Annotated in this window: 20 protein-coding genes and 1 tRNA gene; 6 read left to right on the top strand and 15 right to left on the bottom strand. The window is 59.1% G+C overall.

From position 1 onward, the window contains the following. Positions 1–19: 19 nt before the first annotated feature. Positions 20–289, top strand: coding sequence for a DUF3613 domain-containing protein (locus tag BLQ55_RS18620; protein ID WP_060741209.1), 270 nt, complete (start codon positions 20–22; stop codon positions 287–289). A gap of 410 nt (positions 290–699) precedes the next feature. On the opposite strand, the gene BLQ55_RS18615 is transcribed toward BLQ55_RS18620, so the two are convergent. From BLQ55_RS18615 to BLQ55_RS18560, 12 genes are all read right to left on the bottom strand, one after another. Further along, positions 700–1665, bottom strand: a complete 966-nt coding sequence (locus BLQ55_RS18615; protein WP_092201872.1) for a type II secretion system F family protein — start codon at positions 1663–1665, stop codon at positions 700–702. 27 nt (positions 1666–1692) lie between these two features. Beyond that, complete coding sequence (locus BLQ55_RS18610) at positions 1693–2679, bottom strand: type II secretion system F family protein (protein ID WP_092201870.1); 987 nt, start codon at positions 2677–2679, stop codon at positions 1693–1695. Beyond that, entirely contained in the window at positions 2676–4118 is a 1443-nt protein-coding gene (locus tag BLQ55_RS18605) for a TadA family conjugal transfer-associated ATPase (protein WP_092201868.1), read from the bottom strand. The genes BLQ55_RS18610 and BLQ55_RS18605 overlap by 4 nt, the downstream gene beginning before the upstream one ends. Positions 4119–4121: 3 nt before the next feature. Beyond that, positions 4122–5342, bottom strand: coding sequence for an AAA family ATPase (locus BLQ55_RS18600; RefSeq protein WP_092255771.1), 1221 nt, complete (start codon positions 5340–5342; stop codon positions 4122–4124). Next, on the bottom strand, positions 5336–5830 hold the full coding sequence (locus BLQ55_RS18595) for a TadE family protein (RefSeq protein ID WP_092201864.1): 495 nt from the start codon (positions 5828–5830) through the stop codon (positions 5336–5338). Before BLQ55_RS18595 ends, BLQ55_RS18600 begins: the two co-directional genes overlap by 7 nt. After that, a complete protein-coding gene (locus BLQ55_RS18590; RefSeq protein ID WP_092201862.1) occupies positions 5830–6309 on the bottom strand; it encodes a TadE/TadG family type IV pilus assembly protein in 480 nt (159 codons plus the stop codon). The genes BLQ55_RS18595 and BLQ55_RS18590 overlap by 1 nt, the downstream gene beginning before the upstream one ends. A gap of 8 nt (positions 6310–6317) precedes the next feature. Then, on the bottom strand, positions 6318–7634 hold the full coding sequence (locus tag BLQ55_RS18585) for a TadE/TadG family type IV pilus assembly protein (protein ID WP_092255768.1): 1317 nt from the start codon (positions 7632–7634) through the stop codon (positions 6318–6320). A gap of 71 nt (positions 7635–7705) precedes the next feature. Then, on the bottom strand, positions 7706–8518 hold the full coding sequence (cpaB, locus tag BLQ55_RS18580) for a Flp pilus assembly protein CpaB (protein WP_092255765.1): 813 nt from the start codon (positions 8516–8518) through the stop codon (positions 7706–7708). Positions 8519–8533: 15 nt separating this feature from the next. Then, entirely contained in the window at positions 8534–9862 is a 1329-nt protein-coding gene (locus BLQ55_RS18575) for a P-loop NTPase family protein (RefSeq protein WP_092201857.1), read from the bottom strand. Between the two features lie 2 nt (positions 9863–9864). Then, the gene (locus BLQ55_RS18570) at positions 9865–10395 is read right to left on the bottom strand and encodes an A24 family peptidase (protein WP_092201855.1); all 531 of its coding nucleotides are present in this window, start codon (positions 10393–10395) and stop codon (positions 9865–9867) included. A 26-nt stretch (positions 10396–10421) separates the two neighbouring features. After that, on the bottom strand, positions 10422–10616 hold the full coding sequence (locus tag BLQ55_RS18565) for a Flp family type IVb pilin (RefSeq protein WP_092201853.1): 195 nt from the start codon (positions 10614–10616) through the stop codon (positions 10422–10424). A 150-nt stretch (positions 10617–10766) separates the two neighbouring features. Then, on the bottom strand, positions 10767–10964 hold the full coding sequence (locus tag BLQ55_RS18560; protein ID WP_092255763.1) for a Flp family type IVb pilin: 198 nt from the start codon (positions 10962–10964) through the stop codon (positions 10767–10769). 298 nt (positions 10965–11262) lie between these two features. Between BLQ55_RS18560 and BLQ55_RS18555 the strand changes: the two genes are divergently transcribed. Next, positions 11263–12132 (top strand): response regulator transcription factor, encoded by an 870-nt coding sequence (locus tag BLQ55_RS18555; protein ID WP_092255761.1) that lies wholly within the window; start codon positions 11263–11265, stop codon positions 12130–12132. A gap of 129 nt (positions 12133–12261) precedes the next feature. Here the strand turns inward: BLQ55_RS18555 and BLQ55_RS18550 are convergent, their stop codons facing one another. Continuing rightward, on the bottom strand, positions 12262–12693 hold the full coding sequence (locus BLQ55_RS18550) for an Lrp/AsnC family transcriptional regulator (protein WP_060741195.1): 432 nt from the start codon (positions 12691–12693) through the stop codon (positions 12262–12264). A gap of 198 nt (positions 12694–12891) precedes the next feature. Between BLQ55_RS18550 and BLQ55_RS18545 the strand changes: the two genes are divergently transcribed. The 4 genes from BLQ55_RS18545 to BLQ55_RS18530 all read left to right on the top strand — a co-directional run bounded on the left by BLQ55_RS18545 (position 12892) and on the right by BLQ55_RS18530 (position 17652). Then, complete coding sequence (locus BLQ55_RS18545; protein WP_092255759.1) at positions 12892–13605, top strand: YczE/YyaS/YitT family protein; 714 nt, start codon at positions 12892–12894, stop codon at positions 13603–13605. A 103-nt stretch (positions 13606–13708) separates the two neighbouring features. Then, on the top strand, positions 13709–15193 hold the full coding sequence (amrS, locus tag BLQ55_RS18540; protein ID WP_092255757.1) for an AmmeMemoRadiSam system radical SAM enzyme: 1485 nt from the start codon (positions 13709–13711) through the stop codon (positions 15191–15193). Continuing rightward, on the top strand, positions 15190–16335 hold the full coding sequence (locus tag BLQ55_RS18535) for a trans-sulfuration enzyme family protein (protein WP_092255754.1): 1146 nt from the start codon (positions 15190–15192) through the stop codon (positions 16333–16335). Before amrS ends, BLQ55_RS18535 begins: the two co-directional genes overlap by 4 nt. A gap of 60 nt (positions 16336–16395) precedes the next feature. Beyond that, positions 16396–17652, top strand: a complete 1257-nt coding sequence (locus BLQ55_RS18530; RefSeq protein ID WP_092255751.1) for an aminotransferase-like domain-containing protein — start codon at positions 16396–16398, stop codon at positions 17650–17652. 26 nt (positions 17653–17678) lie between these two features. Here the strand turns inward: BLQ55_RS18530 and BLQ55_RS18525 are convergent, their stop codons facing one another. Both BLQ55_RS18525 and BLQ55_RS18520 read right to left on the bottom strand, forming a co-directional pair. Further along, positions 17679–18311 carry a LysE family translocator gene (locus BLQ55_RS18525; protein ID WP_092201845.1) on the bottom strand — a complete coding sequence of 211 codons (633 nt, stop codon included), beginning with the start codon at positions 18309–18311 and terminating at the stop codon, positions 17679–17681. A 251-nt stretch (positions 18312–18562) separates the two neighbouring features. Beyond that, positions 18563–18638: transfer RNA gene (locus BLQ55_RS18520), tRNA-Gly, on the bottom strand. Position 18639 lies beyond the last annotated feature (1 nt).

Raw genomic sequence — 18639 nt, 5'->3', positions numbered from 1 at the left:
GTTACGAGGAGTTCAAGAAATGATGACCAAACAATTGATGATCGTATGCATGGTGAGCCTGTCCACCGCCGCCTGGGCCATTGAGCCAGGCCCCTCCTCGGCCGCACAGCAAGGCACCGAGAGCTGGATGCAACTGCAGATTCGCGGCGTGGTGGCCTCCACCAACCTGCAAACCGCCTCGGCCGCCGAACGCGAGATGGCCATGCAGCGTTGGCTCAACAGCTTCAACTATCCGATCCCGGAGTTCTTTGACCAGGACTCGGGTGGGGAGATCACCAGCAGCAAATGAAACACGCGGCAAACGAAAGACCACAGTCTCCGGGAGTGCCTGCATCGGATCGAATGCAGGCACTCCCGGAGGCTGTGGTCTTTAGGTTTGAACGGTCGGCAGAACACAGGAGTAAACCTGTGGGAGCGAGCTTGCTCGCGATAGCGGGCTGACAGCCAACACCTTCATGGACTGACCCACCGCTATCGCGAGCAAGCTCGCTCCCACAATGGACCGGTGGTGAACACAAGACTCATGGACACCCACTATGTGGACTGTGCTGAACACAAGACTCATGCCCCCCCAGGATCATTTGTGGGAGCGAGCTTGCTCGCGATGGCGGACCGACATTCAACACCGTCGTTGACTGTCAAACCACTATCGCGAGCAGGCTCGCTCCCACAGTGGACTTGCGGCAGGGCACGGGTGGCCTACATATTCCCGAAGGCCCTGAATACGCCGATCATGGCCGGGCCGATGGCGACCAGGAAGAAGCTCGGCCACAGGCAGAAGATCAGTGGGAAGATCAGCTTGGTGCCGATCTTGGCGCCCATTTCTTCCGCCGCCTGGGTACGCCGGTCGCGAAACTCATCGGCGTAGATCCGCAGGGTATCGGCCACGCTGGTGCCGAAACGGATACTTTGCGCCAGCAAGCTGACCAGGCCCTGGATATCCTCCAGGCCGGTGCGCACGGCCAGTTGCTTGAGCGCCTCGGTACTGGTGATGCCCGCCCGGATCTGCGCATTGACCAACGCCAGTTCCTCGGCCAGCTCAACCTGGCTGACCGACATCTCTTCAGCCACCCGTTCAATCGTCGTGGGCAGGGCCAGGCCCGACTCGACACAGACCACCATCAGGTCCAGTGCATCCGGGAACGCCGCGCGCAACCGGCCTTGACGCGCCTGCTTGCGTTTGCCGACGTAGATCGCCGGCAGCAACCAGCCGATGCCCGCCACCAGGGTCACCGCCAGCAGGCCGATGGCCACTGAAACCTTGATCATCGGCAGCAGCAACAACGCTACGCCGACCATCGACAACGGCAACATCAAGCGCACGGCCCAATACATCTGCACCGCCGAGGCAGACCGATAACCGGCGTGGGTCAGCAAGGTCTGGGTGGCGGACGTGTGGGCCTGGTCGGTGGAAGCAAAGCGCTGGCCGACCCGCTCCAACAGCAGTTGCAGGTTACTGGGCGCCTCCTGCCCCACCGTGCTGCCAGCGTAACCGCGCTTGATCAGCGCCAGACGCCGCTGCACCGGATCCTGCAGGCCCAGCATCAATAGCAGGAGCGCGACGACCGCCAGCACCGTGCTGAGACCAACCGCAGCGATGAACAACAGCCGTGCCAGTTCTTCGTTACCGGTCAACCGACTCAACAATCCGAGCAAAAAGTCCATGACTGAAACCTCTCGGCGCAACAGCGCTTAAACCTGGATCCGGATGATCTTTCTTATCCAGAAAATCCCGATCAACATGGCGCAGAACGCGCCGATGATCAGCTTGTGCCCTATGGGGTCATTGATCAGCACGGGCATGTAGCTGGGGCTGGTGAGCACGATGGCGATCGCCAGCACGAACGGGATCGCCACCAGCACCCACGCCGACATGCGCCCCTCCGCCGACAACGTCTTGATCTTGCGCTGGAACCGGAAACGCCCGCGAATCAGCCGACTCAGGCGCTCCAGCACTTCGGTCAGGTTGCCGCCGGTCTCGCGGTGGATGAGGATCGAAGTCACCAGCATCATCACCGTCATGCTCGGCATGCGCTCCAGCAGCCCGAGCATGGCCCGGCGCACGTCGTTGCCATAGTTGATGTCGGAAAACGTCATGCCGAATTCCTGGGCGACCGGCCCCTTGTGCTCCTCGGCGACCAGACGCAGGGTTTCATTGAATGGGTGCCCGGCGCGCAAGGCCCGGCACATGGCGTCCAGCGCATCCGGCAAACCTTCCTCGAACGCGGCGAAGCGCTTGTTGCGGTCACGCAGGATTTTCAACACCGGCGCCCAGGTCAGTGCAAACGCCGCCAGCAGCGCCATCCACCAGACCGGCGAGACCATCAGCACCAAGGCTCCGGCCGCCGCCCCCAGGACCAGACCGAGCAGCATGACCCGATAAGCCCGGTATTCATGGCCGGCCTGCTCGATCAGTTGCGTCAGGTTGGCCATGAATGGCAGTTGTTCCAGGCGGGCTTCCAGGGGTGACAGGCGCGTCAGGTATTTTTGCCGCAACACGGTTTGCATGTTGGGCAAGTGGTTGGCCTTCTCCAGCACGTGCAGGCGCCCGCGAATACGCTTGCGCATCTTGCCGGCTTCGCCGAACACCGGCACCACCACGCCCTGGGACAGCAGGAACACGGCGATGAACACCATGCCAAGGAAAATCAGGATGAACTCGCTGGGGATCTTGTTCATGACGTGCGGCCCTCCATCCACTCAGGGCGAAACAAGGTCAGCGGCAACTCGATGCCGCGCTTGGCCAGCACATCGCGGAAGGCCGGGATCATGCCGCTGGGCCGATATTCCCCCAGCACCTCGCCGTGTTCGCCGATGCCCTGGCGCACGAAGGAGAAAATTTCGGTCATGGTAATGACCTCCCCTTCCATCCCGTTGATCTCCTGCATGCTCACCACGCGTCGCTTGCCGTCTTCTTGACGCTCCAGTTGGATCACCACATCGATGGCCGAGGCAATTTGTTGACGCATGGCCTTGATCGGAAATGTCGCCCCGGTCATCGACACCATGTTCTCGATTCGCCCCAGCGCATCCCGTGCGGTGTTGGCGTGAATGGTGGTCAGCGAACCGTCGTGGCCGGTGTTCATCGCCGTGAGCATGTCCATCGCCTCGGCACCACGCACCTCACCGATGACAATCCGGTCCGGGCGCATGCGCAGGCTGTTTCGCACCAACTCCCGCTGGCTCACCTCGCCACGCCCCTCGATGTTCGACGGCCGGGTTTCCAGGCGTACCACGTGGGGCTGTTGCAGTTGCAGCTCGGCCGAATCCTCGATGGTGACGATGCGCTCGTTGTGGGGGATGAAACTGGAAAGCACGTTGAGCATGGTGGTCTTGCCGCTGCCGGTCCCGCCGGAGATCAGCACGTTCAGGCGCCCGCGCACAATAGCCTTGAGCAGCAAGGCAATGGCCGGGGTCATGGTGCCGACCTGGATCAGGCTGTCGGTGTTGAGCAGGTCCACGGCGAAGCGCCGGATCGACATGCTCGGACCGTCGATGGCCAGGGGTGGGATGATCGCGTTGACCCGCGAACCGTCCTTGAGCCGGGCGTCCACCAACGGCGAAGACTCGTCGATACGGCGCCCCAGGCTGGACACGATGCGGTCGATGATATTCAGTAAATGCTGGTCGTCGCGAAACCGCACGTCGGTGCGTTGCAGCTTGCCGAAGCGCTCGACATAGACCGAGGCAAACCCGTTGACCAGGATGTCGGACACGCTATGGTCGGCCAACAGCGGTTCCAGCGGCCCGAGGCCGAGCACTTCGTCGGTGATCTGCTTGATGATCAGCTGCCGGCTGACAGTACTCACTGGCGCCGAATGTTCCTCGAGCAGGCGCTGGCAGATATCGCGGATCTGCCGCGTGGCCTCGACTTGTTCGAGGGCATCGAGCAACGACAGGTCCATGACCTTGAGCAGTTGCTGGTAGATCTTTTCCCGCCATTCGGCCTCCACCGGGGTGACCTGGCTGCGGGTTTCATACAGCACGTCGGGGATGGCCTGCTCCCAGGCCATCAAGGCATCCGTCGGGTCCGGCAAGCCGTCGCCGGGCTGTGCGCCTGCGGTGGCGCCAGGTTTGGCGGGCTGTTTGCGCAAGCGGTTACGAAAGTCGCTGATCATGGGTCATCCCCCGAAAAAACGGTTGAAGGCACGTTTAAGCAGGCCCTTGTCCGTGGCCATCTGGTGACCGACCAGGTCTTCGGTCAAATCGCGCAAGGCAACGGTGATGGCCGCCTTCGGCGCATGCAGCCCCAACGGCACGCCAGTGTTCTGACTCTGGCTGACCAGGTTGAAGTCATTGGGCAATTTCGACAGGTTCACGCAGCGCAGGGCCTCGCCGATGTCCTTGAGGCTGACGGCGGCGTTTTTGTCATAGCGGTTGATCACGATCTGCAACTGCTCCCCGCGCACGCCCAGGTCTTCGCGAAGGATCCGCACCAGGGCGCTGGCATCGCGCAGGTGGCTGACGCTCTGTTGCACCACCACGTACACCCGGTCCACCTGTTCCAGTACCGAACCGGTGAGGTGATCGATCTGCCGCGGCAGGTCCACCACCACCCAGTCATAACTGGCGCGGGCCAGTTGCAGCAGGGCGTCGAGCTGTTCGGGTTGGGCATCCTGGGGCAGGCACAACTCACCGGCCCGGCCTCCCAGGACGTGCAGGGTCGGGCTGAAGTGGCTGCAAAAACCCCGCAGCGCGACACTGTCCATCTCATCGATCTGCTGCAGCACTTCCAGATGGCTGTGGGACTGGGCCACGTCCAGGTAATGGGTCACGCTGCCAAATTGCAGGTCCATGTCCAGCAACAGCGTATTGCCTGCCCGGGCGCTGAGCTGCTGGGCCAGGTTGCACGCCACCAGGGTTCCGCCCGAGCCGCCCTTGGCACTGATCACCGCGACCAGCTTCCCTTCGTTGCCGTTGCCGAGACGGACTTCCGCCACCAGGCGATTCAGCGCCGCCACCAACTCCGTATCGGCGACGGGTTCGGGCAGCACATCCCGGGCACCGGCCTGCATCGCCAGGCGCATGCCCTCCTGCTCGCCCAAGGGACCGCACACCAGCATCGGCGGACGTTCATGGGCGGGCCGTTGCAGCAACGCCGACAGTTCTTCGCGCCACAGATGGCTGACGCGCAACAGCAGCAGGTCGGGCATGCGGTCCAGGCCGTAGAGCGGATCGACATGGCCGTTGCTGACCAGGCGCGTGCTCACCTCAAGGCCAGGCATGCGCTGGCAGACGCATTGCAGGTCGCGCAGGGACGTAGCATCGCGACTGCTGATCAGTATCCGCAGCCCGGCTCTGCCAGTGGTGGTCGAAAGCGGATTTTCCCTGGTGTTCAGCATGGTGTGATCTCCCCGGAATCGGAATGACGCCCAAGGCTTTCGCGTGGCAAGGTTGCCCTGAACGTGGGCAAGGTAATGGGCACGCCCAAGCCGGGAATGAACAGGTTGAAAACAAAGTTCTGCACGCTCAGCCGGACATAGCGAATGGCTCGAAAGCCGGTGGCACCGGACGTGTCGGTGGGGTTCGCTACCACGGCACCGTTGACATCCAGGTAGGTCAGCGCCAGGTTCGAGGTCGCCAGGTTGCCGATCAGTTGGCTGGTGCCGGCGTCCGTCGCGGCGTTGAAGATGGCCCGGCGCAAGACCACCGGATCGCTGACATTGCACACCGCCGCCAGCCGCGCGCCACGGCGCGCCGCTTCATCCAGCGCATTGACCGTGAAGTACAGCCGGCCCATTTCCACCACGCCGAACAGCAGGATGAACACCAGCAAGCCCACGAAGGAAAACTCCACGATGTAAGTGCCGCGCATGTGCTTGTGATTCATCACAGCGCCCTCATGACAGTGGTCGCCACCAACTGGATGCCCAGTGGAATGGCATTGCCGAAAAAACCGGGGATCGAACCCGTGCAGTTGCCCGCGCCAATCACCGGGCAGAAGGTGTAGGTAATGGTGACGCGCACATGATCGCTGCCGTCGGCGGCGACCTGCACATTCGCCGTGGTCAAGCCTGACACCGCGGCGGTTCCCGTCGCGCTGGGCACGCCATACACCGCGACGTTTTTCGTCTGGGTCAGGAGCGTGCTGCCCAAGGCAACGGTGCCAAGGGTGGAGTTCCAGGCCTGGCTGGCGACGAAGCGGTCGGCATCGCGGCTGGCCTGCAACAGCACGTTGTACTGGTAGAGCATGCGGCCGAACTCGCCGAAGGCCAGCAGCAACAACAGCAACAACGGCAGCACCAGGGTGAACTCCACCAGCGCCACGCCTTGTTGGGCTTGCGCGGGTTTGAACTGAGAAAGTCCCATGACGCCTCCTACGAGTCGGTGCTCGGAGTGCCGCTGCCGTTGAGATAGGTTTTGTAGAGTTGGATGATCTGCGGGCCGGCATCGCTGGACGGCGTGGGGCCGGGTACGTTATCGCCCTCGCACTCCTTGACGAACTGGCCGAAGACCAGCGAGTCCGAGCCCCCGCCATCCACCGGCTGCACAACGAAATAGCAGCCGAACCCCAGGACCGGAATCGAGGTGGAACCGCCCTGCTTGCCGGTGCAATTGCCAATCACGATCTTCAGCATCCGGCGCTCGAAAACCCCGTTGCTTTGGCAGCCGCTGGCGCCCCCCGCCACACAGGCGGCGACCTTGGCCCGCCAGTCGTTGTAGTCCTGTATCGCCTCGCCGCCCGCCGACAGATCGCCGTTGCTCGAAGTGACGGCTTTGCCTTTGTATTGCGCCTGGGAGAGCGCATCGTTGTAAGTCATCGCCGGGGTGCTCGACGCCGTGACCAGGTCCGGTGGGTAGTCCGAAGAACTGACCGGACCATTGTAGATACCGAAGCGCGTGTTCAAGCCTTGGGAAGTAGGGCCGGCTTTATTGCCCGGTGCCGTCTGGACGTTGCTCCCGACACTGCGGCAAACCGAGCCACCGCCGGCCAGGTCCTCCCGGACCGCACTGCCGCCCGAGCCGAAATCCAGCAGTTGGAAATTGCCCGGCCCAATGGGCGATGTGTTTCCCGCCGCCGTTTTCAAGACCTCCAGGTCGCCAAATTGGTATCCCCAGAAGTTGCCGGCGCCAGGGTTGTATTGAGTGGGATCGCCACACACCATCAACGGCGCCAGGTCACAAGGCGAGGTGGGGCTGGGACCTGCCGTCGCAATCGCCGCCACGCGCTTGTTGCCCAAGCCGGCGCTGCCCATCGTTTGCACGAAACTCCAGAAAAACCCGTTCAATTGATAACTGGACACCGACACCCGCACGTATTTGGCATCGCTAGGCCCGGGGTAGGAGAACGGGCCGTAGACGCTGCTGGACAGTTCCACCACGGCAAACGCGCCCGGGTTGCCGGCGACCGCGGTGGCCAGCTCGGTGTTGCCTGAGGCGTTGGCATTTCTGTTCAGCGTGTCCAGGGCCGCCGCGCGGGTGCTGCTGGCCATGTTGATGCCGCCACTCACCTGGCTCAGGGTCTTGGCGCCGCCCAAGGCCGCGGCATCCACCGCATTTTGCAGGCGCGTCTTGTTCAGCAGCATGTGCCCGCCATCCAGGGCCAACGCCGCCATCATGGAAATCGCTACCAGCGCGATCACCATCAGTACACTCACCGCCCCTCCCTGGCGCCGGATATTGGCATTCATCATCGAGCCCTCATCTACAACGTCTGGGGATCGGCATCGCCACGGCCCGGACGGGCCTGGCATGGAGGCGTCATTCAGCGGACATTGATCACGCTGCTTTCAACGCCGCGGATCAGCGTGATCGCCCCGCCTTGCGGCTTGGCAATGCGCTGCACCACAGGTTTTGGCACCGGGGCGGCCATCGCCATGACCGGCGCAGGGGCTGGCGGCACAACGGCCACGGCCTTCTTCTCCAGGTTCAATGGGTTACGCAAGGCCAATTGCAGCTTGCCTTCGGTTTGCGCTGTGACCAGCGCTTCGGCTTCAGTGGCCGACATTTCCAGGGTCACGGCCCGCACCACCACCGGCTGGGTCTTGTCGGTGCCCGCCGTCTGGTCCACCGCCAGCACCCGCAGGTTTTCCAGGATGGTCCGGGACGTGGCGCTGTTGCTGCCGGCGCTGGTGGTCTTGGTCGCCAATACATCGACCCGGTTGCCCGGCAAGAGAAAGCCACCTACGCCGACCACATCATCCACACGGACCGAAATGGCGCGTTTGTCCGGCGCGATCAGCGAAGCCAGGGTGCTGCCGCCCAAGTGCTCACTCAGACGCGCGCCTCGCACGATGTCGCCACGCAGGATGTCGAAGGTGGCAATCTTGCCCACGGCCTGTTCGCTGGCATCGAAAGCGTCGTCCGGGATCGTGTCCATGGGCATGCGCACCGTGGTGACTTGCTGGGCCTCGACCATTTGCCCGAAGGGGATTTCCACCGTGGCGACCACCACGCTTCGCAGATGATCATCGGGGGACGCGTTGAGTCGTGCGCTCAGCCAGGCGTCAGCCATCCATGCGGCACCAAGGCCCATTACCAGGGAAACGCCTATCAGCGGAAGCGTACGAGAGCTCATGTCGGTATCTCCAGATCAAAGGAAGTCGAGCTGAACGAAGTAGTTGTGCCAGGCCCATTCCAGCTCTTGCGGCAACAGGGGGCCGGAGCCGCCCAGGTAACGCTGGCGATCGAGCGCCATGTTCAACAGGTCACGGGGATGGCAAGGCACCAGCGGCATGCCTTCGCTTGCATACAACCGCTGCAGGACATGGCGCACCAACAGCGGGTCATACGGGATGCCCAGGCGCTCGCACTCCTGGCGCCAGATGCGTTCGTAATCCTCGGGCTTGAGGTAGCCGAACTGCACTTTGTAGCCAATGCGCCGCAGGAAGGCCTCGTCGGCCAGTTCGAGGGGATTGAGGTTGGTGGAAAACACCAGCACCAGATCGAACGGCAGCTCGCAATGCCGACCGCCGCCCAGATTGATGAAATCGCGCTTCTCCTCCATGGGCACGATCCAGCGATTGAGCAACTCCGCAGGGGCCATGCGCTGGCGTCCCATGTCATCGATGATGAACAGGCCGTTGCTGGCCTTGAGCTGCAGCGCCGCCTGGTATTGCCGGGTGAACGGGTCGTAGCGCACGTCCAACTGCTCCATGCTCAACTCGCCGCCGGTGATGACGATCGGGCGTTTGCAGCACAGCAGCCGGCGGTCGATGCCTTCATTGAGCATCAAGTTATTCGCTTGGCCATTGTCGTCCAGGCGCTGGTGCACCTGCGGGTCGTAGATCTCGATCACCGACTCGTTGATGACGATGGCATGGGGCACCCAGATGGCCTCGGCGAACAGCCGGATCAATCGGCTGCTGACATAGGTCTTACCCGTGCCCGCCGGCCCGTAGATCATGATCGCCCGCCCGGAATTCAGGGCGACGCCCAACTGGTCGAGCATGCCTTGGCTCAGCACCAGGCCGGCCAAGGCCTGGCCCATGTCCTTGGCGGTGATGCGGCCGTGGTGGATGGTCTGGATCTTGATCAGCGAGCGATACGTGCTCACCGGGAACGGTGCCGCGCCGATGTAACCACTGCGGGCCAGGGCATCACGGGCCGAACTGCGGCCGCGCTCGGTGAGGCCATAACGCAGCGTCTGTCCACTGGTTTGCCCCAATTGGCCCAGCACTTCGACACGACCGTCCTTGCGCAGGAACGCCAGGACTTCCTCCAACACCGCGCCGGTCAGGGCCAGGCGCTCGACCAGCCGCGACATGTCCAGCACACCGGCGTCGTGCAGATGCTTGCACACCAGCTCCCCCAGGAAACTGTCGGTCAGGCCTGTGTCGCGAATGGTGCATGGCTGGGGTGCCAGGCGTTGCACCGCTTCCCGTTCGCTGGGGTAGGCATCGCTATCGTTGATGACGTGCATGACTAGACTCCCCAGCCGCCGGCAACCAGTTGCCAGTAAACGCTGTTCAAAGTGCCGATCAGGATCGCAATCGAATAGGGAAAGGGTTTGCCCGCCGCTTCATCCGCAGTCGGCGCCAGATAGGCCTGGGCTCGTACAATCAACCAGTAGCGTCCCAGGGTCTGGAGCAGTTGGCCGCGGGCCAGGACGATCAGGAAACCGCACACACCGCCGGCGATCAGGCTGAACAGCGCCGCCCACAGTGCGTAATGAAAAGGCAGGAAGCTGCCGACCATGGTCATCAGCTTGACGTCGCCGGCGGCCATGCCCCCGACGGCATACATGGGCAGGAACAGCGCGAAACAGATCAGCATGCCCGACAGGCTGTCGCCCAGGCCACCGATCCCGCCGGTATACACCTGGCCGGCCAATCCCAGGGCAAGGCCCAACAGGACCAATGTGTTGGGGATGCGGTGGCGAAGCAGATCGCTCACCACCGCCACACCCAGCAGTCCCAGCAGCAGGACCGTCGACACCAGCAGTTCCATGGACATGATGTGTCTCCCTGGGGTGATTTTCGTTAGCAGGCGACGTTGCTATTGACGACCTGGCACAGCGCCCGGATCTTGGTGTCCACGGCGCCGCCCAGAAGGACGAAGGCCGCCGCTACCAACACCGTGATCAAGCCACCCGCCACCGCGTATTCAACGATGGTCAGGCCGTCTTCATCTCGGGCGAACTTGCTGATCGAAGTGCTTATTGTCTGGAGAGTCATTTCATGAACCTCACGCGGGTCAGAAGTACTGTTACCAACTTGATGGGAGGGGACAGCGCGAAGTCCATTTGATTGATTCGTTGTACTCACTGCAAAAGAGTCGCAAGCGGTTTTCCTTGATAGTTACCGTGTCCCCAAGCAAGTGATCGCTTATGTGCAGGCAACGTTGCCGTTGACCGCCTGGCACAGCGCACGGATCTTGGTGTTCACGGCACCGCCCAGAAGCACGAACGCGGCGGCTACCAACACGGTGATCAACCCACCGGCCACGGCGTATTCCACAATGGTCAGGCCATCTTCATCTTTGGCGAACTTCAGCACCGAAGCCTTGATTGTTTGAAGAGTCATTTCGCACACCTCATCGGGTTGTTTTATCAAGGGCAGTACATTGCGAACTGCCTGATGCAACCCTAGTCAGCAGGTGGTCATCGCCGTTAGGAGGATTTTGCACATCGCTAGGATTTTTTTGCGCCGGACAGGAAAGGCGCCGGGGCGGGAAATCCAGCCTGGGCAACGCGAACGGGCATCCCATGACGACGGATGGCGCTAAACGATCGGACTTTTATAAAAATTTATTCGGCGAAATGATGGCACAGTGGCAATACTGCTAGCTAAAGGGCAGCAAGCACCTGTGGGTAGTCGTCCTATGGCGTCCAATCCGACTGCAAAGCCAACGCTGTTATGGGTCGATCTGACCCATGATCGGTCCACCCCGGAACTCGTCTCCCTGTTCCAGGACACGTGCGACTGCACACTGGCAAAAAACGCCATGCTGCCCAGCGCGGAACAGGTCGACATGATCTGCATCCATTTCGATCGCCCGGACACGCCGGGCCTGCGACGCCTGTTGGAGATCAAGCGAACCGCTCCTGGCACGCCCATCACCATGTTCACCGTGCAGCACTCCGAAGAGCTGGCGGTGTGGGCCATGCGCTCCAGCGTCTGGGAATACATGGTGCTGCCCTTGTCCGCCGCCGAGAGAAAGCGCTACCTCACGGCCGTGGTGCAACTGTGCGAGCTGCGCCGCAATGCCAATGGCCGAGCAAAAACCTCGCAGATCGACCACTCCCCGACCCTGCCGGACAGCATTCGCCTGACCTCCGGGCACCAGAAGCACCAGGCCCTCAGCCACATCATGCTGTACATCGACCAGCATTTTCGCGACAGCATCGATCAGCGCGACCTGGCCAAGCGTTGCGGCATGACGACGTTTCGTTTCAGCCGGGTGTTCAAGGAAGCCAATGGCCTCGGTTTCACCGACTACGTGCTGAACAAACGCATGAGCTTCGCCAAGGAGCTGCTCGATAACAGCCAGATGCCCATCACCAGCATCGGCTACGAGGCCGGCTTCAAGGACCCTTCCTACTTCGCTCGCGCCTTCAAGCAATACGCCAGTTGCACGCCCAGTGAATACCGTCTCGCGTACCAGATGCGCAACGCACATCCGGTACCGGAGCCAGCGGATGAGGCCGCCCTGGAAGCGATTGAAAACCTGGTGCACAGCCTCGAGGGGTAAAAGGTTTTGTACCGTTATCGCCATCTTTCCATAAGCATCCCCACCCGTGCCAGGGCTAGACCGGACGCCCATGGCCGGGGAGCGACCTCGTCGATCGACTCCCCGCCCCTGCCCGACAGGCGCCCTGACTCACGGGGCGAGTTTTCTTCTCTCGATAGGAATGGACAGGACAATGCTGGTCCGCGTCTCACCGTACGCGTTGATTTTCGCAATAATGTCCTCGATCTCAGCCATGGACCTGGCGTAAATGCGGATCAGATAGGAGTCATTCCCCGTGATGTGCAGGCACTCGACGACTTCGGGTATGTCGGTGAGTGTCGCTATCAATTTGGCTTTCGCCGGCTTGAGGGTGGTGATGCCGACGACCGCCGATATGCCATATCCCAGCTTGGTTGGATCTAACTGAGCGCAATAGCCTTTGATGACCCCGGAGTCTTCCAGTTTGCGCAACCTGTCATTGGTGGCAGGAATAGAAAGCCCCGCGTGCTTGGAAAGCTCTGTGATGGAAATCCGACCACAGTCCTGTACCTTACCCAGGATTTTGACGTCTATACGATCCATGTGCGTTTTCCCCGGTTAAAAGTATAAATTTTAATGAAAAGCCCGCGTTTTTCATTAAAAAAAGCATGCACCAAAATAAAGCATGGCGCTAGTCTATTTCCAGCCTGAAAAGCCTGAAAAGAATCCGGGCAATCAACGGCCCTGTTCTTTAGCGTGACGCACTCATAATAAAATATTCTCTCCAGGGATGGTGTTCGCATGGAAGATGAAAAGAAAAAGTGTGAAAAAAAACCTCACCCGCTCATTCAACACATTGGCACGCAAGTCCTAAGTCTCCGGCATTTCAAGAAAGATCAGTTACTGATGTACCTGATGGGTGTCGGTTTCTTTTCGTTGGGTGCCAAGTGTTTCATCATCAGCCAACTGGGTACTGATCCTTTAGATGTCCTGATCATCTCGATCGATAAAATACTCATGCTGGGCATGGGCGTTTGCTCGGCGATCGTATCGCTGTTTTTCCTGACATGGTGGGTGCTCTGGAACAAAAAATACCCACCGATAAGTCCCTTCATTACAACGACGTTGACTGGGCTGCTGATCGATCTCTGGTCGTGGCTGGGGCTCGGAGAGTACTTGATCGTCAGAATGAATGAGTACGCGCTATTGGCCTCGGGGCTGATGCTGTGTGCCTACTCCTCCGCCTTGATCATCATGAGCGGTATCGGCATCAGGATCATGGACCTGGTGGTATTGACCATGGTATCCAAATGGAACTGGTCGTTCACCAAGGCCAAAATGATTATTGAAATCGGCATCTTTTCCAGCGGTTGGCTTTTAGGCGGGCCCTTCGGTATCGGCACGATTGCATTTCTGCTGGTGATCGGCCCACTTATTCAACCGTTCATGAACATGAATGCCAAGCGCTTTGCACTTAAAAACTATGGATTGATGAGCGCTTCATCCGCTTACTAATAAATCTACAACTATGACTGCCCTGCAGGGCGGCAGGATCGTTTTGCCTCGATTTTTTTAAACCGATGCCAATGATGACAACTTCCGTGATGAGGAGTGAAAGATGGACACTACAAAAAATAAAAACTGGACCTTGGAAAGCAGCCCGGCAAAACTGGAAGAAATACTCCCCGGGGGCGCTGTGAAGTGTCATCTTTCCCCGCGCAACTGTGTGATCCAGGAAGGCAAGCTAGGTTTTTGCAAAGTGCGCGGAAACCGTGGCGGCAGGCTCGTTACATTGAACTACGGTAAAGGCGTCCACAGCACTGAGGAGACAATTGAAACCGAAGCCGTTTTCCACTTTGCCCCCGGGGAGAGAATCTTGTCCCTGGGTAATATCGGCTGCATGCTCAACTGCGGTTACTGTCATAACTGGAAGACATCGCAGGCCAAGTACGTCACCGACAAGGACGTTTACTACTACACCCCCGAGCAGGTGGTGGAAACCGCACTCAAACACGGCATACGCGTCATTTCCTGGACGTATAACGATCCCGTTGTCTGGCACGAATTCATCCTCGACACAGCGAAGCTGGCCAAGGAAGCGGGCCTGATCAACCTTTATAAATCGGCATTCTTCATCAGCGAAGAGGCCATTGATGAGTTATTGCCGGTCATCGATATTTTCTCGATTTCGCTGAAATCCATCTCCCCGGAATACTACCGCAAGGTCACCACCGGCTGGGTGGAGCCCGTCCTGGCGGGTATCAAGAAAGTCTATGACGCCGGCAAATATGTCGAGGTCAGCACCTTGATGGTGACCGACATCAGCGACGACGAGGAAACGGCCAGGAAAATCAGCCAGTGGGTCCTGGATGAACTGGGCCCGAACGTACCGCTGCACTTCGTCCGGTTTCACCCCGACTACAAGATGAGCAACAGCATCCGTACGCCTGTGGACAGGCTCCTGAAGGCTCGGGACGTTGCTCGGAGCATGGGCGTTGAGCACGTCTACCTGGGTAACGTGAATGACGTCGAAGGGACCAATACCAGTTGCAACCACTGTAACGCCCTGCTCGTCACCCGTTATGGCTTGAACGCCGAAATCATCGGGTTGGACAGCAAAGGATGCTGCTCTCAGTGCGGACATGATGCGCATTTCAAATTGCTGGGCGGACACCAGGCGAATGCCCCTGTCGAGTTGCGCGAGGACGCGTTGAGCGCCTACGAGAAGCGAAAGTTCGAGTGGCACGGAGACATTGTGTCGCTGCACGCCCAAGTGCTGAATACCGAAGACTTCGAACAGACCGTCTACCTGCGACGCAACTATACGGACGGGCACAACAGCGATTGGAAATCACTGACCTTGCGCCCCCATGAAAGCTATCGATTCATCGTTGCCAAGGCTCGCATCGATGAAACAGGCCCGGAGGTCTGGCTCCCCAACGGCGTGAATTCGAACCTTCATGAAGTGTTCGACAGGGCCCACTTCCCGACAGAGTCGATTGAAGAAATTGGTATTTCGCAAAATGACATCACCCCGACCGTGGGTTACGAGGGCAAGCAAAACATGTATGAACAGGTCATCAAACTGGTCAGCCAAGCATGAAAGTGTCTACTGAAATACTTCATATCAAGGTGGATGACCGGGACGCCCATCCTTCGGTAACGCCTATTTATCAGTGCAGCGCTTTCAACGCCGACTCGGCCTTCTTCTACTCGAGGAAAGCCAATCCCAACGTGACGGAATTGGAACAGGTCGTCGCGTCCCTGGAGGGCAGTGAGTATGCCCTGGCCTACAGCACCGGGATGAGCGCGATCTATATGGTGTTGGAACTGTTGAAACCGGGTGCTTCGCTGGTCATCAACAAATACATCTATGGCTGCTCCTATAAATTGTTCCAGCGCTATGCGGCACGTATCGGCGCACACCTGACGATTCTGGATCTCACCACGGCAGAGGGCCTGAAGGCCTTGCCGGCGAATGTCGACATGGTCATTTTCGAAACACCGACCAATCCCTTCCTGAAAGACATTGATATCCAGGCGGTCAGCAGGGCCGTCAAGCAACACAACCCGCAGGCGCTGGTGGTCGTTGACAATACCTGGGCCACGCCGATATTTCAGAAGCCGTTGAATTTTGGCGCCGACATTTCCCTGTACAGTGCCACCAAATACTTCTCTGGACACAGTGATGTCATGGGCGGCCTGGTGCTGGTCGACAATGAGACGATTTACAACCGTCTCCTCGAGGGCCGCTTTTATTCAGGCACGATACTGACGCCCAATAGCGCCTGGTTACTGCGCAGAAGCATGCAGACGTTCAACCTGCGCATGGAAAAACACAGCCAGACCACAGCAAGCATGCTCAACTATCTGCGCGAGTTGCCGTTTATCGAGCATGTCTATTACCCACGCATCGATGGCCGGCAATTGACCGGTTATGGCGGCATTGTGTTCGTTGATATTCGGCCCGATCTGGTGCCCTTTTACAAAACGTTCACCCGCGCGCTCAAATGGTTTGGCACGGGCACCGGAATGGCCTGCGTGACCTCGATGGTCGCCCAGCCCTTCAGTGGCAGCCACGCCTCGATGACGGACCAGGAAAAAGCGGACATGGGCATCGAGAAAGGCCTGGTTCGATTGTGCTTTGGCCTGGAGGATCTGGAAGACCTCAAGGAGGACCTGCTCCAGGCATTCGAAACCATGGAAAGCAGGATCGATCAGCAAAGCTCACTCGATCCTGCCTAGCGTGTCATCACAAGCAACGAGCCTTCAGTGGCTCGTTGCTTTTTTTATGGAGAAGCGAAAGTGTCCAGCGCATTCGAGAACACGATATTCGAAGACCCCCTCCTGAACGTCATCCACCTTCTGAACTCCATCGCCCAGGAAAACCCGGAGGCCATTTCACTGGCCTCCGGTCGACCCGATGACCAGCAGTGCGACCCGTCGCTCATCGACAGGGGCCTGGCCCAATACAAACGTCACGTTGCCGGTACTGGGCAGTCACTGGCGACGCTGCTTTGCCAATATGGAAAAACCTCGGGAATCATCAATGAAACAATCGCCACCTATCTGCAGGTGGATGAAGGGATAACAGTCTCCAACCCTGAAAGCATCGTGGTGTGCCTGGGGTTTCAGGAAGCCTGTACCTTGACGCTCCTGTCCATTTTTGAAGGCGGCGGGATTTTATTAGTGCCCGACCCGGTGTTTTCCGGGATCACGGGCATCGCAAAACTGCTGGGCATAAAAATAGTCCCCGTCCCCATGGCGGCTTTTCTCAACCCGATCGCCCTGCGCAGAATCATTGAAGAACTTGAATCCAGGGGGGAAAAAATCAAAGCACTGTATGCCGTTCCGGACTTTAGCAACCCGACCGCCGACAGCCTCTCCTATCACGCCAGGACAGCCATGCTTTCCTTGGCCAGTGAAAAGAATTTTTTTGTCCTTGAAGACACGGCCTACCGTTACTTCAGGTACGAAGGCGATGCCATTGCGTCCATGAAGTCCATCGACAGCAGTCGAGTGTTCTTGCTGGGTTCCTTTGCCAAATCGATTTTTCCGGGCTTGCGCATGGGTTATGTGGTCGCGCCGGAGGGCGCCGGCGTCATGTCATTCAGCGCCCGATTGTGCAAGGCCAAAAGCCTGATTACCGTCAACACCCCTGCCCTGTGCCAAGCGGTCGCCGCCGGCTTGCTGATCGAGAACAACTACTCGCTGAAAGAGCTGAACCAACCCAGGGTGTTGTCCTATACGCAGAAAAGAGACCACATGCTTGAATGCCTGGAGCGTGAATTCCCAGTCAAGGTCGGCGCCCGAAGAACGATCAGCTGGAATCAGCCGGCGGGCGGCTTCTTCATCAATCTGCAACTGCCTTTCGCCTTTGGGTATTGTGAAATGCGCGAATGCGCCCAACAGTTCAAGGTGATCGTATTCCCCACCACTTTATTTTCGCTGACGAATGAGGCGGCTAATCAGGTCAGGCTTTCATTCAGCAATGCCACCGCCCCAGACGTCACCCAGGCAATAAGCCGCTTCAGGGCGTATGTCGAGTCCAGGCTGCAGTAGGAGCTCTTTTCATGCATTGCTCTCCATCAGGTTGCCGTGGCCAGCATGACCCCAGCGGCGACCTGGTAGGCCCCCAGAATGGTGATGGTCGCCCCCGAAAAATAGTTGATCAGCCTTAGCTTCGATTCGGCAATCCGTGCCTTGAAAAGGGAAGAGAACCCGCTCAAGCCCAGCCACCAGGCAGCCGAGCCCAGGAATATACCGGTCACCATCGGCAGCAAGGCGTGCTGGCCGCCCTGGTCGCTGGCCATGCCATCGCTCAACGCGGCAAATATCGCGATAAACGACAAGATGGTCATGGGGTTCGACAGGGTCAGGAACAGCGTGGTCGAGTAGGCTTTGAACATGTTGGCACGCTCACCTGCCATGGCGGTCGCGCCCCCCTTCGATCGTATTGTCTGATAGCCAATGTAGGCGAGGAACAGTCCACCAAAAATACACAACCAAGGTTTGAAGCTGATCAGCGTCGCGATGATGGCCGTGACCCCGAGGGCCCCGATGAACCCGTAGATCGAATCGGCAGTGGCGGCCCCCAATCCCGTTGCGAAACCGGCTCTCCAACCCAGCATGAGGCTTCGCTGTATGCACAACAGCCCAATAGGCCCCACAGGGGCTGCAATGCATAGCCCAATGACCATCGATTTAACAAAAATCAACATAAGCGCACCTCCAGAATGGGTACTGGAAGGTTAGGAGAAGTGCTTTTTTTTAGGAATGAACTATTAATCTTCCTGAGCGTTTTACCTTAAGTTTTGCATGAAGTACTTTCGCTTCACCTTCATTATTAAGGTAAAGCGCAGCAAGCCCCCTCAGACAACGAAAATCGCTGGTTAAAGATCCATGCATCTTGAATGGTCTTTTCACGCGCATAAAAAAAACGCCGCTCGTATGAGCGGCGTTTTTTTGAATTTGGAGCGGGAAACGAGACTCGAACTCGCGACCCCGACCTTGGCAAGGTCGTGCTCTACCAACTGAGCTATTCCCGCA

Origin of the sequence: Pseudomonas sp. NFACC13-1, from assembly GCF_900104425.1 — a bacterium.
In the GTDB taxonomy this organism is placed as follows: domain Bacteria; phylum Pseudomonadota; class Gammaproteobacteria; order Pseudomonadales; family Pseudomonadaceae; genus Aquipseudomonas; species Aquipseudomonas fluorescens_AA.
This window is presented reverse-complemented; position numbering and strand designations above follow the sequence as displayed.

Bases quoted from the DNA above. Each gene is read 5' to 3' on its own strand.
- BLQ55_RS18555 (WP_092255761.1), top strand. From the start codon at position 11,263: ATGGCGTCCAATCCGACTGCAAAGCCAACGCTGTTATGGGTCGATCTG.
- BLQ55_RS18595 (WP_092201864.1), bottom strand. From the start codon at position 5,830: ATGAATCACAAGCACATGCGCGGCACTTACATCGTGGAGTTTTCCTTC.
- BLQ55_RS18615 (WP_092201872.1), bottom strand. From the start codon at position 1,665: ATGGACTTTTTGCTCGGATTGTTGAGTCGGTTGACCGGTAACGAAGAA.
- BLQ55_RS18550 (WP_060741195.1), bottom strand. From the start codon at position 12,693: ATGGATCGTATAGACGTCAAAATCCTGGGTAAGGTACAGGACTGTGGT.
- BLQ55_RS18605 (WP_092201868.1), bottom strand. From the start codon at position 4,118: ATGATCAGCGACTTTCGTAACCGCTTGCGCAAACAGCCCGCCAAACCT.
- BLQ55_RS18545 (WP_092255759.1), top strand. From the start codon at position 12,892: ATGGAAGATGAAAAGAAAAAGTGTGAAAAAAAACCTCACCCGCTCATT.
- amrS (WP_092255757.1), top strand. From the start codon at position 13,709: ATGGACACTACAAAAAATAAAAACTGGACCTTGGAAAGCAGCCCGGCA.
- BLQ55_RS18560 (WP_092255763.1), bottom strand. From the start codon at position 10,964: ATGACTCTTCAAACAATCAAGGCTTCGGTGCTGAAGTTCGCCAAAGAT.
- BLQ55_RS18570 (WP_092201855.1), bottom strand. From the start codon at position 10,395: ATGTCCATGGAACTGCTGGTGTCGACGGTCCTGCTGCTGGGACTGCTG.
- BLQ55_RS18575 (WP_092201857.1), bottom strand. From the start codon at position 9,862: ATGCACGTCATCAACGATAGCGATGCCTACCCCAGCGAACGGGAAGCG.
- BLQ55_RS18590 (WP_092201862.1), bottom strand. From the start codon at position 6,309: ATGGGACTTTCTCAGTTCAAACCCGCGCAAGCCCAACAAGGCGTGGCG.
- BLQ55_RS18600 (WP_092255771.1), bottom strand. From the start codon at position 5,342: ATGCTGAACACCAGGGAAAATCCGCTTTCGACCACCACTGGCAGAGCC.
- BLQ55_RS18620 (WP_060741209.1), top strand. From the start codon at position 20: ATGATGACCAAACAATTGATGATCGTATGCATGGTGAGCCTGTCCACC.
- BLQ55_RS18535 (WP_092255754.1), top strand. From the start codon at position 15,190: ATGAAAGTGTCTACTGAAATACTTCATATCAAGGTGGATGACCGGGAC.
- BLQ55_RS18610 (WP_092201870.1), bottom strand. From the start codon at position 2,679: ATGAACAAGATCCCCAGCGAGTTCATCCTGATTTTCCTTGGCATGGTG.
- BLQ55_RS18525 (WP_092201845.1), bottom strand. From the start codon at position 18,311: ATGTTGATTTTTGTTAAATCGATGGTCATTGGGCTATGCATTGCAGCC.
- BLQ55_RS18565 (WP_092201853.1), bottom strand. From the start codon at position 10,616: ATGACTCTCCAGACAATAAGCACTTCGATCAGCAAGTTCGCCCGAGAT.
- BLQ55_RS18585 (WP_092255768.1), bottom strand. From the start codon at position 7,634: ATGATGAATGCCAATATCCGGCGCCAGGGAGGGGCGGTGAGTGTACTG.
- cpaB (WP_092255765.1), bottom strand. From the start codon at position 8,518: ATGAGCTCTCGTACGCTTCCGCTGATAGGCGTTTCCCTGGTAATGGGC.